The following is a 14,344-nucleotide window of genomic DNA, read 5'->3' on the forward strand; positions in this document are numbered from 1 at the left end:
TCATCATATATAAAACTATTCAAACACAATCTTCCCACTATCATTCTAGCATATGTTAGCATGTATGTCTTGAGAAGAAAGTTGGGCTTGCTCATTATCTACAATTAAATATTGATTATCAATTTTTTTAATGAAAGGAAAGTAGATGAGCATTCCTATTAAAATTAATATTACTTGTAAAACACTGCCACTCCATCCGTGTAACAAAAAACCAGATATTATTGGTGGCGTTGTCCATGGAATTTGAATTCCATTTGTACATGGAACAAAGTTAAAATATATTGCAAAGTAGGAAATAATAGTGTTAACTAACGGAACTAAAATAAACGGAACCAATAACTTTGGATTCAAAACGATTGGTAGACCAAATAGTATTGGTTCATTAATTCCAAAAATACTAGGAACAATAGCCAATTTGATTAGCTCCCGCAACTCTTTACTTTTACAAAAAAATATAATTACTAAACAAAGAGACAAAGTAGCACCAGCTCCACCAATCACTACTAGCGTTCCCTGAAATTGTCCTGTAACAATATTACTTGGAATTCCCCCTGACTGAAATACTTCAAGGTTCTCAATTGATAGCACACTCAATATTGGACCATAAACACTACTCACAATACTTGTTCCATTTATTCCAAGGAACCAAAAAACATGAACAATAAGAACAGATACTAAAACCATAGGCAAAGAACTACCAACTATTAGCAATGGTTGCTGTAATAAACTATAAATCAATTGATGCAAAGTTCCAAAAGGTGTCAAGGTCATTAAAAATCCACATATCGTAAATACAATTATGATTATTCCACAAGGAACAAGCGCAGTAAACGAATTTGCTACTTCTTTCGGAATATTACTAGAAAGCTTAATAGTAATATTCTTTTCTTTTAAAAACACATACAAATTAGTCGTTACTATAGCAATTATGATTGCTAAAAATAATCCGTTAGCACCAATCCACTTTAAAGGGAGACTATTAATTTTATCAACTATACTTCCCTGATCATCAAAAATTTCTGTAAAAAACGGGGTTACTATCAGAAATGCTACAAGTGCAGTAATTGCTATTTGAAAAGAATCACTCTTCTTTCTATCTGCTAGCTTAAAGGAAATACTTAACACTGCAAGTAAAGCAATAATATTTGTTATTGCGTTTACAGGAGCACTAAAAATCACTTTCCAATTATCACCTAGAATATTACTCATTAATTCATTCCAATTCGGCAATGGGAAATTAATAAACAACAAAAAAAACGAACTAATTATTATTAATGGTGTCGCATATAGAAATCCATCTCTAATTGACAAGATATAGATATTACTACTTACAACATCGCCACCTTTAGCAATTTGTTGCTTAATCTTTATGAAAAAATTATTCTGCATATCCTTACCTCCAATATTCACCAAAAATTTTTAAGATTTATTTTGCTCTCTATAATATGTGAGCACTCTTTTTTTTCTTTTCTTAATCCAATGTGAGTTAGGAAATAATTTACTTATAAGATATAAAACTGGAGCATAATTTGGACCAATTATAAGAAAATATTCAATTAGCACTTCTGCGATAACCACAGTTAAAATAACTAATAATATTCCTACAGTTTTCGAAACACTATATGCAATTGATGAGAAAGAAAAAGCTATACTTATTCCAAAAATAACAACTAAACTTTTTGTAGTAGACTTTGTTGAACGAAGCAGTCTATGATGCAGATGGTTTGCATCTGGTGCATGTGCTGGTATTTTATTTATGATTCTTCTAAAAAAAGCAAAACAAATATCAAAAATTGGAACAGCTAAAATTACAATTGGAATCAAAAAGGAAGTAAAGGCTGCCTGTTTATATCCTAATATTGAGATAGCGCCTATCATAAACCCAATAAACTGTGACCCAGTATCTCCCATAAAAATTTTTGCAGGTGGAAAGTTAAAGGGAAGAAACCCAACAATCCCCCCTGCAAGTATTAAAGATATAAACACTACAATTACTGAATAATATGAATTCTCTACCAAACCAATAGTTGCAATTGTAACCAATGTAATTAATGATATCCCTCCTGCTAAACCATCTAATCCATCGCTAAAATTAATTGCATTAGTAATACCAATTATCCATAAAACCGTAATTATTTCGGCAATTATCGGTGGCAAAGATATAGATAAAATAATATTAATTTCATTTATAACAAATCCACCACGTAACACAATAATTAATGCAGCTATTATTTGAATAATAAATTTATTTTTTGCATTAATAGGGTATATATCATCAACGATACCCATTATCAATATCAAGAATCCAGCTACTAATAATGATTCCAACTGTACTAATAATTGTATATGTGCATCTACTTGATAGTTACTTGAGATTAAAATATTACTAAAAACTATGTAGGCTAAAATAAATCCTAAGTATATTGCTAGACCTCCAAGCCTTGGCATAATTTTTTTATGAATCTTTCGTTCATTTTCATTAGGATCATCAATAGCTTTAATTTTATTCGCAATTTTTTTTACTGCCGGCACTGCAATATAGCTAATTATTACACTTGTTGCAAATGCTAAAATATATATTATATAATTATTCATGTTCAACTCACTTTCATAAAATCAATTTATCTTATACTATCTAACAAACATTTCCTAGCATAGAACCCCTCTGCGAACTCAACTCCCGATTTAATTCCATTGAGTTTGTCTTTCGCGCTAGAATATTCAATTAAATTATGTTTTCTTTTATTGTATTTTTCAAGCTGTGATTCAAAACATGTAAGTACAGCTTTCTTATTTTCACTATATTTAGAAATATCTGAATAGCAATTGGGATGAAAATTTATACTAGTCAGTGATTCATACATAAAGTAATTTATACATCTTCTTGAAGCTACTTGGACACTTTTACTTAGTTCAACATGGTCTTGATGTGAATCTTCAAAGTAATGAGAAAATACTGTATCAATATTATTTTCAATAATAATCTTTTCAATTGCATCATTTAGTCTAGGGGAAGCCTTTATCTCGCCATCTTTTTGTCCTAAAAAAATTACATCTTTAATATTAAGTTTATCACAAGCTTTCTTTTGTTCCTCAATTCGCACATTCGGGTTCTTCCCCTCCCAATTCTGACCATTAGAAACTATAAGCATCATGACATAATAACCTTTTGTAATAAGTTTAGTTAACGTTCCACCACATCCAATCTCAATATCATCTGGATGAGCACCTATTGCTAAAATTCTTTCCATTATTCTCTCCTTAAACCCTTACTAATTTATTTTTTATTAAATCTTCTCTAGTGACTTCAAACGTCACAAAATTATTATTTTCAATATTCAATAATTCTTTAAATTTAAATTTTCTATACATATTTATGCTATATTCATTACCTTTGTGTACGGAAAACCTTAAGTATGGTAGTCTTGAATTGATAAAAATTTCCACTAAAAGTAATGATAACTTTTTCATTAAGAATAAATTTGATTGATAATTTTCATCAATATTTAGGTTTTTTATATATACATTATTATATTCTGTATCTTCCATAAAAATAAAATACATGATTATCTGACTATTCTTTTTTATTATTACAATTTTCGCACCATTATCCAAATTTGATTTTATTGATTCTTCCCATTCACTTTTTAATATTTGCTTTTTTTCATACTCAAACTTCAGATTCTTATCCAATATATATAATTGTTCCACATCAATTATTTGTAACCTTTGAAAATCGGCAGTACTTTCCACTCTTAGTTCTTCCATTTAACTTCTCCCCTTTAAACATTTGTATTTATAACGCTCGTTTGTAAATATTTTTTTAAGCTTTCAAAGCCGAATCTTGCAATAAAATCAATATATGATATCTTATTCCAATCTAAATCTTCGGCACAATTAGGGCATGTCCAAGGATGCCAATACAGCGTCACCTCATTGTTTGCAAACTCACCAATATCCATATAATTTTTCCCACCTAACCCAGATAAGTAATTTTTATACCCAAGCTTCTTACATATATTAATGAGCCTTAAAGTACTTTTTTCTTTAATTCCTAGATCAGATGAATAACTTATATCTATATTAATACCTAAATACTTAAATAATTCCAGCGTTGAAGCAACTGAAAAATCAGAAATATTACTGTACTCTTTCTTGCTAATTAAAATATTTATAAACTTTAGTAGTTCATCATAATAGTCAGATTCTGAATAAAGATATGTTAAGCTTCCTTTTAGCTTTGAAATAAATGTCTGATAATCAGAGAATTGCAACTCATTGATATTCTGTATTTTTCTTGTATTTTTAATACTAGCAGTTAACCAATAAACCTGATGCGGATTTGTCAGATGCCTAATCTTTACTCTATTTTGAACATCATTTCTTACAAATTGTACGTCATCTAAAATATTCAAGTGGTTTGAAATAGCTATCTTATTTAAAACTTTTATGTTTGGAAATAAATTTGGTTGGTGAATTGCTAAAATATCTTCTCTCATACTATATTTTTCCCTTCTTTATTTTTCAAGCAATAATTTATTTAGTTGCCAAGGACCAACTTTATGATAAAGTTCAACTTCACTTATTGGGTATTTCGTAATCCTTCTATTTCTTCCTAATTCAGCCATAAATTCTAGTTGAGTTGGTGTATATGTATTTATGAATTTTTCATGCGGATAATGAATTGTAAGAGCCTTTTTATTAACTCTGATGGAATATCCTTTAGTATAAGCTGACAAAGCAAAATCTGTGTCTTCGCCACCATATTCTGTATACCATTCGTCAAATCCACCGATAGTGTGAAAATTTTTATACGATACACTGAAACAAGCTGTCCAAAATAATGCCCACGGTGCCGGCCACTTTGTTAAGTCATCCCCTATGTCACTGTATACAACTTCCCTCATATCATTAATTGATAAATCTTTTAATTTTTTTATACTCTCTTCTAAATTATTTAAATCAACAACTTCTTTTATTACCTTTTCATTTTCATTATTTTTATCAAAACCCAACACATATGCTAAACAAAGGTCGTCATAATTAAGAATATGCTGATACATCTGGATACCAAGCTTTGCATCCGCAATTATACCACTATCTAAAAATATCAATACTTCCCCTTCTGCCACTTTAGCCCCAAGATTTCTAGCCCGACCAATTCTCACTCTTCTCTTCTTTTGGTAAATATATTTTATATTCAAAAACTCCCAATTTTTTACTAAATCTGCTGTATTATCTGTTGAACCATCATCAACAACAATGATTTCATATTCACCTAACTGTAAATCTATCTGTTTCATCAAACTCAATAGCGTTTTTTTCAATAGCTCTTCCCTATTATAAGTAGGTATAATAAATGACACTTTATAACTAGACATTACTTTATCTCTCCTATTTTAAATATACATTTTTCACATTATCAAGAAACCGTTCTCATGTCAATGAGTAACAGAAAATATGCGTAAACAAATGTTTTTTTCACTATAAAACTTTTTCATTATAATTAGTGACTAATACTAGTCTCAAACCTGACAACTTATCCTACTTTTATCATGTTATACTAAGTATCCAAAGGAATAACTGATATACCTTTGGAGAAAGGAGTGCGGTGATGTAATTTGAATCATTTGAACCTAGTAACAATGACTAAAGATGATTTAATCAACCTTGGCTATTCCCCTGCTTCTAGTTCAGCGATTATTCGCCAAGCTAAAGCATACATGGTCAACCTTGGATTTGAATATTATAATAATCGCCGATTAGGGAGAGTTCCTTCATCGGCGATTTGTGCTATCCTCGGCATTGGGTTGGAACAACTTTGTTCATCATCTACTAATACCAGTACATCTTCTAGTATTACAACTGGCTAATTATCTGTATAACAGTGTCGGTAATTGTACCGATAATAATATTGGGAAAGGAGATTGCTTGTATGTGTCTATTGTTCGGCACCCGTAGCGTGCTTTCCGCTTGCGGAAGTAGCACAGCTTTCGGAGTGCCTGCAAGGAAACACAGGCGGAGCCTGTGTCCTTGCTCCTATACTTGATTATAAGATACACATTACAAGAAAAATGAATATGCAGAAAAAAGCAGTAGTTGTAAAAACAAGAAAAACAGTCAGTGGTGATTATGTAGAATTATTTCAATATTATGTTCCGTATCTATTAGGCGGAAGTAGCAAAAACGGCAGTTCATCAGGAAAATTAAAAAGTGAACAGAAAATATTTGAAGAACGTATTTTAAGTGAACGCTTATCTGCAAGGCGAGCTAAAAATCAATTAGAACGATTAATCCTCTGCAACATAGGTCAATATCATACATCAGATAAATTCTTAACTGTTACATTTGCAGAAAATATCCAAGACAGAGAAATAGCCAATTACCTCTTTATGAAATTTATCCAGAGACTTCGCTATCATTTTGGAACTTTTGAATATTTAGCAGTTCCCGAATTACAAAATAGAGGGGCTATTCACTATCATATATTACTTTTTGGTTTACCCTTTATCAGCAAAGACCATTTAGCTGATATTTGGAAACACGGATATATCAAAATAAACGCTGTAGAGCGTTACTATAATCTTGCTCATTACATTGCGAAATATATTAATAAGGACTTTGAAACAGGCAGAAAAAAGGCGCAGAAACGATATATGAGTAGCAGAGGACTGAAAAAACCAATTATTGAGTACAATATTGATCTTGAAGTTGAAAAACAGAACGGAATTATTTTATATGAAGATACATTTGATACTGAACATGCAGGTGTGATTCGTTTGATTAAATTAAAAAGAGAGCCAACTCACCAAATAGTTAACTCTCAAAAACATGAAAAAATATAAATGTCTAAGCTAAGAAAAGTTGAAGAATTCCCTTAGCTTACTTATAAATATACCATACTTTTATCCATTTTAAAAATACTTATTATTTCATTTACAATTGTTTTATATTATAATGATACTGTTTTAGTACAGGGAAAGGAGTACAATTGAATATAAAAAGACATGACAACGGCTCATATTACTTTTCCATTTCCTTAGGTGTTAATCCATTGAATGGAAAGCGCAAGCAAACGATGCGCTCTGGCTTCAAAACTAAGCGTGAGGCGCAGAATTGTTATATAGAACTAAAAGCCAAGGCTTATAATAAACCTGAACTTGTGAAAGCAACTTTTGACTTTCAACAGTTAATCCACGATTTTCTACACACACATAAAAAGAAAGTTCGAACTTCAACTTATAATGACAATGAAAGTAAAATCAATAGACACATTGCTTCATACTTCGAAAAAGCAATTCCTGATAAGTTGACCTTTGATGATGTTGAAGCCTTTCAACAAGTGTTAATGAACAAAAGCTTATCTGCGAATACCGTGAATAAAATCATCTTGTTGTTGAAACAAATGTATGAACACGCTATTACTCATCATAAACTGGAATACAATCCTTGTGAGCATATAGTACCTTTAAGTGTTGACAAACGAATTATGAAAATTTGGACACCACAACAATTTGATATATTTATTACGGCGCTATCCAAAAAGGAAAACATTCAAGATATTTTGTATTTTACAATGGCTTATGCGACTGGTGCCAGACGTTCAGAGTTACTCGCCTGTTCATTTGACGATATTGATTTTCATTTAAAGCAATGGCGGATTCACAGAACATTACAATGGGATAAAAAGTTAAAACAGTTTTATTTCAGTGATACCAAAAATCAAAGTAGCAGACGGACAATAACCTTACCAGATAAAGTACTGACTATGTTGAAACAAGTTCAAGCTGAATATCCAAATAACTTACACCAATTAGTATTTGCGAATCCTTTTGATTTTCCTCCGATGCGTCATTATCAAGTATTACTTGATAAGTATATTAAAGAAACAAAGCTAGAGCCAATCCGTTTTCATGATTTTAGACATTCTCATGCATCATTATTAATTCACTTGCGACAAAGCGAGTTAGTCCTAAAAGAACGTTTAGGACATTCTAGTATCAAAACAACGTATGATGTTTACGGTCATTTATTCCCTAATCAGCAACATGAATTAGCTCAATCTTTGAATGAACTATTATAAATAACATTCTTTTTATCACAACAAAGTTATTTCAAGTGTGATAAAATGTGATAGATTTGAGCATCAAACTATTTTACTCAAAAGAAAAAAGCAGTTACTCAATCAGCGTTTAGCCTTATGGTTACTGCACTATCATCACATGGTGGGCGGGGACGGATTCGAACCGCCGAACCCTAAGGAGCGGATTTACAGTCCGCCGCGTTTAGCCACTTCGCTACCCGCCCAAAAGATACTCTACGTTATCTACTATTAAAATAAATGGTGACCCGTACGGGATTCGAACCCGTGTATGCATGCGTGAAAGGCATGTGTGTTAAACCGCTTCACCAACGGGCCAAAATTGTTAAATAAAATGGCGGAGCAGGAGGGATTTGAACCCTCGCGCCAGTTTCCCGACCTACACCCTTAGCAGGGGCGCCTCTTCAGCCTCTTGAGTACTGCTCCAGAATAGCTTTTATCACCATTATGTCTAATATATTTATTTAAAATGGCGCCTTATCTAGGACTCGAACCTAGGACCCCTTGATTAACAGTCAAGTGCTCTAACCAACTGAGCTAATAAGGCAAAATACTTGTAAAATTTAAATGGTGGAGCATAGCGGGATCGAACCGCTGACCTCCTGCGTGCAAAGCAGGCGCTCTCCCAGCTGAGCTAATGCCCCATTTAAACTTGATTATTTTTCCATTCTCTTCGTCAAACCTGCGTCTCCTCAGTCGTCACTTACCGAAGTAAGCCCTCCCTCATCGCTTGCTTTTCCTTGATAATGAAAAAATCCTCTGCGTTTAATAAAATGGTGGAGGATGACGGGCTCGAACCGCCGACCCTCTGCTTGTAAGGCAGATGCTCTCCCAGCTGAGCTAATCCTCCAAAACTTGTTATATTTCCCATTCTCTGTGTCAAATCTGCGTCTCCTCAGTCGTTACGTATCCAAATACGCTCCTCCCTCATCGCTTGCTTTTCCTTGATAATGAAAAATATTCCTACGTTTTCCAAATTGCGATATTCAGAAAACTCTGGGTATAAAATTGAATGGTGCCGGCTAAAGGACTTGAACCCTCAACCTACTGATTACAAGTCAGTTGCTCTACCAGTTGAGCTAAGCCGGCGCGAAATCGCATATAAAATTATGGTGGGCCTAAATGGACTCGAACCATCGACCTCACCCTTATCAGGGGTGCGCTCTAACCAGCTGAGCTATAGGCCCATAATCACATACAGCGACCTTTATATAATAGCATCTGTGTCATTTTTAGTCAATATAATACAAGTGAAAAAGCTATTTTTTTTGCAAAATCACAAAAAAAGCTCAAAAGCATTAATTTTTACTAAATTTTTAATAAGAAAAAGGCTTAAAAACTCCTTTTTAAGCCTTTCATATTCTTCCCTAAAGCATCTCTAAACGTTGATCATCATCAAGCTCGCGTTCTTCTTTTTTATGTCGGTTCAAGAACCCCTCACCATGCACTTCGCTTACTGAACTGATAATCACAAATGAGTTTGGATCAATTTGATCAACCAACTCTTTCATTGCTTTAACCTGACGCCGATTGATAACACAAAGCAACATCGGTCGCGGATCTTTGGCATATGCCCCTTTGGCTTCAATATAAGTTGCTCCACGACCAATTTTTTCAAAAATCATATCGCGAATATCATCTGCTTTATTACTGATAATATAAACTGCGCTTGAACGGGTAAGACCAGTTTCAAAGTAGTCAGTGACGACTTTGATAATCACAATCGAGACCGTAGCATACAGCAACATCTCAAACTCTAGTTTACCAATTGCTACTAAGAATATTGCCGATGTCATAACCGCCGCATCACACAGCATAACACCGGTAGCAAACTTCATTCCGAAATACTTATTGAAAATCATCGGTGGTACGGTTGTTCCACCGGTAGAACCATTAGCAAAGAAAACCAAAATGATACCTACGCCGGTAATTAAAGCACCAAAAATAACTGCCGTTAATGTGTCATCCGGAACAACATTATATGCCGGAATAATTCCCATAAAAAATGGCAACAAAACGCTTCCCAATAAGGTTTTAGCTAAAAATTCTTTACCCAGCATAAATGAACCGATAACCAGCAATACCGCATTCACAATCAAAGTAAAGGTGGCAATATTCCATTGAAATAAAATATTAAATACGATTGCCAGCCCAGATACACCACCGGCAACAATATTATGTGGTACATAAAACAATTGAATTGCCAAAGCAATCAAAAAAGTTCCGAAAACTAATATAGCTAAATTCCAAGCCATGTCTACCCATTTATTTTTATGTGTTTCAAATATCATAAAAAGCCTCCTTGCTTAGTGCAAATCTATTTTGTATTTTTTAATCGATGTCATTGATGAATTTTAGATACTGATCAATAAATTGATCAATATCTCCGTCCATAACCGCATTTACATTTCCGGTCTCGGCATTAGTACGGTGATCCTTTACCATTGAATATGGATGAAAAACATATGAACGAATTTGACTGCCCCAAGCAATATTCTTTTTCTCCCCCGCAATTGAAACAAGCTCTGCTTCTTGCTCCTCAACTCTTTTCTCATAAATCTTTGAACGCAACAACTTCATTGCCATCTCGCGATTTTTAATCTGTGAGCGCTCATTTTGACAAGTGACAACAATTCCGGTTGGAATATGAGTGATTCTCACTGCCGAATCGGTCGTATTCACTGATTGACCACCGGCACCTGAAGACCGATAAGTATCAATTTTTAAATCGTTTTCATCAATATCCAGTGAAATCGTATCATCAATTTCCGGCATAACCGCAATTGAAGCAAAAGAAGTATGTCGTCGTCCGGAAGAATCAAACGGCGAAATCCTAACCAAACGATGCACACCTCGCTCACTGCGTAGGTACCCATAGGCATTAAATCCGGCAATTCGCAAGGTCGCGCTTTTCAAACCAGCTTCATCACCGGCTAAATAATCAAGAATCTCAACCTTATAATTATGACTTTCAGCCCAGCGTGTATACATTCGCATTAACATCTGCGCCCAGTCTTGCGACTCAGTTCCACCAGCACCGGGATGAATCTCAAGAATAGCATTTAAACTGTCATATGGCCCGCTCAATAAAGTATCTAACTCAAAAGCAGTAAACTTTTCCATAAACTCGGTCAACTCATCAGCCAATAACTCTTGCATTTCATCATCCGGTTCTTGCTTTATTAACTCCAGTGTTTCCTGCATGCTGCTGACTTCATCCGTCATAGCTTCAAATTGTTGTACTTGTTTTTGGATAGCTGCATGTTTACTGGAAACATTTCGGGCACTATCAGCATCATTCCAGAAATCCGGTGCACTCATCTCAGTGTCAAGCTCTTTTAATTCGGCAAGCTTGCCTGCTATGTCAAAGTGACCCCCTAAATTGCTCAAGTTTTTCTGAAATAGTCTCAAGTTCACGACGAATTTCAAATAATTCCATAATCTCACTCCTAATTTCATTATTTAATCAGAAAGAATGGACCCAAGGGAATATGCACTCGCTCAGATCCATTCATTATAGATAAGTTTACCTTCCGCAAACTATCTTTTGTTTTATATTTTCTATTTACTCGTTTTTACCATGGCAGTGTTTATATTTTTTTCCGCTGCCACATGGACAAGGCTGGTTACGGCTAATTGGTTTTTCAAAATTAGTTTCATCAGTCTCTACCATAGATTCTTCAGTAACGCTTGGTGCATCTTTTTCAGCTCTCAATTCGCTTTTTGCTCCACCACGTTGTGCTGATTGTCCTTTAACCGCTTCCTCACGTTTCAAGTGATCAACAATTTGTGCGCGCATAACATACAATGTCGTCTGTAATGCAATATTCGCATTCAATTGTTCAAACATACGGAATCCTTCTTCTTGGTATGCATGAACCGGATTTTGTTGGGCATATGAACGCAAGTGAATACCATCACGCAAGTGACTCATTGCATCAATATGTGCCATCCAGTACTCATCAATAACCCGTAAGGCAATAACTTTTTGGAACTCATTAAATGCTACTGTATCAGTTTGTTCTTGTTTTTCAACGTAGAACTTATTGAATTGTTCTTCAATCCAAGCTGCCGCTTTTTCACCATCGGTACAGTTCTCTTTAGCTGCTTCAATAGTTACATATTCACGACCAAAGAATGTTTTATTTAAATCAGTAACTAATGGTTCAAAATCGAATTTATCATCCACTTTACCAATTAAATCATATTTTAAACATAAATTTTTAGCTGTTGCGGTAATCATTTTATGAATTAACTCATTAATTTCTTCTGCATACAGAATCATATCCCGTTGTGCATACATGATTTCCCGTTGACGACGCAATACATCATCATAATCCATCAGTTGTTTACGAATGTCATAGTTGACACCCTCAACCCGTTTTTGTGAAGATTCAACTTGTTTTGAAATCGTTTTACTTTCTAAGGCTTCATCACCTAAAGCACCATTCAATAAACGTTGTACGCGATCTCCACCGAAACGACGCATTAATTCATCTTCCAATGAAATATAGAATCGAGAATATCCTGGGTCACCTTGACGTCCAGAACGTCCACGCAACTGATTATCAATACGACGTGACTCATGACGCTCAGATCCAAGTACAGCTAAACCGCCTAAAGCAGCAACACCTTCACCTAATTTAATATCAGTACCACGACCAGCCATGTTGGTTGCCAAGGTTACTGAACCTTTTTCACCGGCTTTAGCAATAATTTCTGCTTCACGGCCATGGTTTTTCGCATTTAAAATCTCATGCGGAATATTACGATTTTTCAAAAGTTGAGAAATATGTTCAGAAGTCTCAACCGCAACCGTACCAATCAATACTGGTTGCCCGGCTTCATGACGTTGTGCAACATCATCAGCAAGGGCATTAAACTTAGCATCTAATGTTCCATAAATATAATCTACCGAGTCATCACGAATAACTGGTTTATTAGTTGGGATTTCAATAACCCGCATGTTGTATGTATTCAAGAACTCTTCTTCTTCAGTTTTCGCAGTCCCGGTCATCCCAGAAAGTTTTTCATATAAACGGAAGAAGTTTTGGAATGTAATTGTTGCCAGCGTAACTGTTTCTTCACGAATCTCAACGCTTTCTTTTGCTTCAATTGCTTGATGCAAACCGTCGCTATAAGCACGACCTGGCATAATCCGTCCGGTAAATTGGTCAACAATCAGAATTTCACCTTTTTGAACAACATACTCAATGTCGCGCCCCATAATATAGTTTGCACGTAATGCTTGTTGAATACGGTGAACTAATTCTGTATTAGCTAAATCAAATAAGTTATCAATCTTGAAGACCTCTTCAGCTTTGGCAACACCCTCAGGAGTTAACTGAACTGTTTTAGACTCAATATCAACAAGATAGTCTTGCTCTTCTTTTAAACCTTTAGCAAAAGCATCAGCAGACATATACAATGGCGCCGTTTGCTTTTTACCACCAGAAATAATTAACGGTGTACGAGCCTCATCAACTAAAATTGAATCGACCTCATCAATAATTGCATAATTTAATGGTTTTTGCACTTTATCTTTACCATACAGAACCATGTTATCACGCAAATAATCGAACCCTAACTCATTATTAGTCGTATAGGTAATATCGCAGTTATATGCCGCTTGTTTTTGTTCAGCATTCAATTCGTTTAGGTTTAAACCAACAGTCAAACCTAACCAACCGAAGATTTCCCCCATCTCACGAGCATCACGACCAGCAAGATACTCATTGACAGTAACAATATGAACACCTTTGCCGCTTAACGCATTCAAATACGCCGGCATTGTCGATGTCAAAGTTTTCCCTTCCCCAGTTTTCATCTCGGCAATATCACCGCGATGTAAAGCCAAGGCTCCAAGAATTTGCACATAGAAAGGTTTCATGCCAGTTACCCGGAATGCCGCCTCACGAACTGTCGCGAATGCTTCCGGAAGAATATCGTCCAACGATTCCCCGGCATCCAAGCGCCCTTTAAATTCTTCAGTTTTTGTTTTTAATTCCTCATCACTCAAAGCCTGCATTTTTGCGTCTAATGCATCGACCTCTTTAGCGATTTTATCTATCTTTTTCAATTCACTGCGACCTTCATCAAACAGTCCAGTCAGTTTCTTAATCATAATTAATTGCTCCCTTTTTACTCTTTTTGCTAAAAATGAGTTTTAACCTATTATATTCTACCATATTTTGTATAATTGTTAAAGCATTTTTAACTTATAGTTACGGGATAAATCCACAA

12 protein-coding genes and 8 tRNA genes are annotated in these 14,344 nt (G+C 34.5%); 3 read left to right on the forward strand and 17 right to left on the reverse strand.

Annotated features, from left to right (window positions below; genetic code table 11):
• Nucleotides 1–45: 45 nt before the first annotated feature.
• Genes FEZ08_RS08270 through FEZ08_RS08295 form a run of 6 tightly spaced genes read right to left on the reverse strand, consistent with a single transcriptional unit; the run spans nt 46 to nt 5,381 of the window.
• The gene (locus FEZ08_RS08270; RefSeq protein WP_138191285.1) at nt 46–1,389 is read right to left on the reverse strand and encodes a PTS sugar transporter subunit IIC; all 1,344 of its coding nucleotides are present in this window, start codon (nt 1,387–1,389) and stop codon (nt 46–48) included.
• A gap of 30 nt (nt 1,390–1,419) precedes the next feature.
• Nucleotides 1,420–2,595 (reverse strand): MraY family glycosyltransferase, encoded by a 1,176-nt coding sequence (locus FEZ08_RS08275; RefSeq protein WP_138191287.1) that lies wholly within the window; start codon nt 2,593–2,595, stop codon nt 1,420–1,422.
• A 26-nt stretch (nt 2,596–2,621) separates the two neighbouring features.
• A complete protein-coding gene (locus FEZ08_RS08280; protein ID WP_138191289.1) occupies nt 2,622–3,251 on the reverse strand; it encodes a PIG-L deacetylase family protein in 630 nt (209 codons plus the stop codon).
• A 10-nt stretch (nt 3,252–3,261) separates the two neighbouring features.
• Nucleotides 3,262–3,768 carry a GNAT family protein gene (locus tag FEZ08_RS08285; RefSeq protein WP_138191291.1) on the reverse strand — a complete coding sequence of 169 codons (507 nt, stop codon included), beginning with the start codon at nt 3,766–3,768 and terminating at the stop codon, nt 3,262–3,264.
• Between the two features lie 14 nt (nt 3,769–3,782).
• A complete protein-coding gene (locus FEZ08_RS08290) occupies nt 3,783–4,499 on the reverse strand; it encodes a WbqC family protein (RefSeq protein ID WP_138191293.1) in 717 nt (238 codons plus the stop codon).
• An 18-nt stretch (nt 4,500–4,517) separates the two neighbouring features.
• Nucleotides 4,518–5,381 carry a glycosyltransferase family 2 protein gene (locus FEZ08_RS08295; RefSeq protein ID WP_138191295.1) on the reverse strand — a complete coding sequence of 288 codons (864 nt, stop codon included), beginning with the start codon at nt 5,379–5,381 and terminating at the stop codon, nt 4,518–4,520.
• A gap of 264 nt (nt 5,382–5,645) precedes the next feature.
• Between FEZ08_RS08295 and FEZ08_RS12710 the strand changes: the two genes are divergently transcribed.
• The 3 genes from FEZ08_RS12710 to FEZ08_RS08310 all read left to right on the forward strand — a co-directional run bounded on the left by FEZ08_RS12710 (nt 5,646) and on the right by FEZ08_RS08310 (nt 8,083).
• Complete coding sequence (locus FEZ08_RS12710) at nt 5,646–5,873, forward strand: DUF3173 domain-containing protein (RefSeq protein WP_138191296.1); 228 nt, start codon at nt 5,646–5,648, stop codon at nt 5,871–5,873.
• A gap of 207 nt (nt 5,874–6,080) precedes the next feature.
• Nucleotides 6,081–6,845, forward strand: a complete 765-nt coding sequence (locus FEZ08_RS08305; RefSeq protein WP_171014998.1) for a rolling circle replication-associated protein — start codon at nt 6,081–6,083, stop codon at nt 6,843–6,845.
• Between the two features lie 146 nt (nt 6,846–6,991).
• Nucleotides 6,992–8,083 carry a site-specific integrase gene (locus FEZ08_RS08310; protein ID WP_138191300.1) on the forward strand — a complete coding sequence of 364 codons (1,092 nt, stop codon included), beginning with the start codon at nt 6,992–6,994 and terminating at the stop codon, nt 8,081–8,083.
• A 140-nt stretch (nt 8,084–8,223) separates the two neighbouring features.
• Here the strand turns inward: FEZ08_RS08310 and FEZ08_RS08315 are convergent.
• The 11 genes from FEZ08_RS08315 to secA form a co-directional block, all read right to left on the reverse strand.
• A tRNA-Tyr gene (locus FEZ08_RS08315) sits at nt 8,224–8,307 on the reverse strand.
• Nucleotides 8,308–8,342: 35 nt separating this feature from the next.
• A tRNA-Glu gene (locus tag FEZ08_RS08320) sits at nt 8,343–8,419 on the reverse strand.
• 17 nt (nt 8,420–8,436) lie between these two features.
• Nucleotides 8,437–8,527: transfer RNA gene (locus tag FEZ08_RS08325), tRNA-Ser, on the reverse strand.
• 44 nt (nt 8,528–8,571) lie between these two features.
• Nucleotides 8,572–8,648: transfer RNA gene (locus FEZ08_RS08330), tRNA-Asn, on the reverse strand.
• Nucleotides 8,649–8,669: 21 nt separating this feature from the next.
• Nucleotides 8,670–8,745: transfer RNA gene (locus FEZ08_RS08335), tRNA-Ala, on the reverse strand.
• A gap of 130 nt (nt 8,746–8,875) precedes the next feature.
• A tRNA-Val gene (locus FEZ08_RS08340) sits at nt 8,876–8,951 on the reverse strand.
• 163 nt (nt 8,952–9,114) lie between these two features.
• Nucleotides 9,115–9,190: transfer RNA gene (locus tag FEZ08_RS08345), tRNA-Thr, on the reverse strand.
• Nucleotides 9,191–9,211: 21 nt separating this feature from the next.
• A tRNA-Ile gene (locus FEZ08_RS08350) sits at nt 9,212–9,288 on the reverse strand.
• Nucleotides 9,289–9,468: 180 nt separating this feature from the next.
• Nucleotides 9,469–10,392 (reverse strand): YitT family protein, encoded by a 924-nt coding sequence (locus FEZ08_RS08355; RefSeq protein ID WP_138191302.1) that lies wholly within the window; start codon nt 10,390–10,392, stop codon nt 9,469–9,471.
• Between the two features lie 40 nt (nt 10,393–10,432).
• Nucleotides 10,433–11,540 (reverse strand): peptide chain release factor 2 gene (prfB, locus tag FEZ08_RS08360; protein WP_138191304.1). Its coding sequence is split into 2 segments (ribosomal slippage): nt 10,433–11,467 and nt 11,469–11,540, totalling 1,107 coding nucleotides; the frame shifts between segments, so codons are not numbered across the junction.
• A gap of 126 nt (nt 11,541–11,666) precedes the next feature.
• Nucleotides 11,667–14,225: a preprotein translocase subunit SecA gene (gene secA, locus FEZ08_RS08365; RefSeq protein WP_138191306.1), complete on the reverse strand. Its 2,559-nt coding sequence runs from the start codon at nt 14,223–14,225 to the stop codon at nt 11,667–11,669.
• Nucleotides 14,226–14,344: the final 119 nt, after the last annotated feature.

Source organism: Culicoidibacter larvae (assembly GCF_005771635.1).
Taxonomy (GTDB): Bacteria; Bacillota_I; Bacilli_A; order Culicoidibacterales; family Culicoidibacteraceae; genus Culicoidibacter; species Culicoidibacter larvae.

What these genes read in the sequence shown, in the direction of transcription:
- FEZ08_RS08295 (WP_138191295.1), bottom strand. Translation starts at nt 5,381, where the DNA reads ATGTCTAGTTATAAAGTGTCATTTATTATACCTACTTATAATAGGGAA.
- FEZ08_RS08290 (WP_138191293.1), bottom strand. Translation starts at nt 4,499, where the DNA reads ATGAGAGAAGATATTTTAGCAATTCACCAACCAAATTTATTTCCAAAC.
- FEZ08_RS08275 (WP_138191287.1), bottom strand. Translation starts at nt 2,595, where the DNA reads ATGAATAATTATATAATATATATTTTAGCATTTGCAACAAGTGTAATA.
- FEZ08_RS08355 (WP_138191302.1), bottom strand. Translation starts at nt 10,392, where the DNA reads ATGATATTTGAAACACATAAAAATAAATGGGTAGACATGGCTTGGAAT.
- secA (WP_138191306.1), bottom strand. Translation starts at nt 14,225, where the DNA reads ATGATTAAGAAACTGACTGGACTGTTTGATGAAGGTCGCAGTGAATTG.
- FEZ08_RS12710 (WP_138191296.1), top strand. Translation starts at nt 5,646, where the DNA reads ATGACTAAAGATGATTTAATCAACCTTGGCTATTCCCCTGCTTCTAGT.
- FEZ08_RS08285 (WP_138191291.1), bottom strand. Translation starts at nt 3,768, where the DNA reads ATGGAAGAACTAAGAGTGGAAAGTACTGCCGATTTTCAAAGGTTACAA.
- FEZ08_RS08305 (WP_171014998.1), top strand. Translation starts at nt 6,081, where the DNA reads ATGCAGAAAAAAGCAGTAGTTGTAAAAACAAGAAAAACAGTCAGTGGT.
- FEZ08_RS08280 (WP_138191289.1), bottom strand. Translation starts at nt 3,251, where the DNA reads ATGGAAAGAATTTTAGCAATAGGTGCTCATCCAGATGATATTGAGATT.
- FEZ08_RS08270 (WP_138191285.1), bottom strand. Translation starts at nt 1,389, where the DNA reads ATGCAGAATAATTTTTTCATAAAGATTAAGCAACAAATTGCTAAAGGT.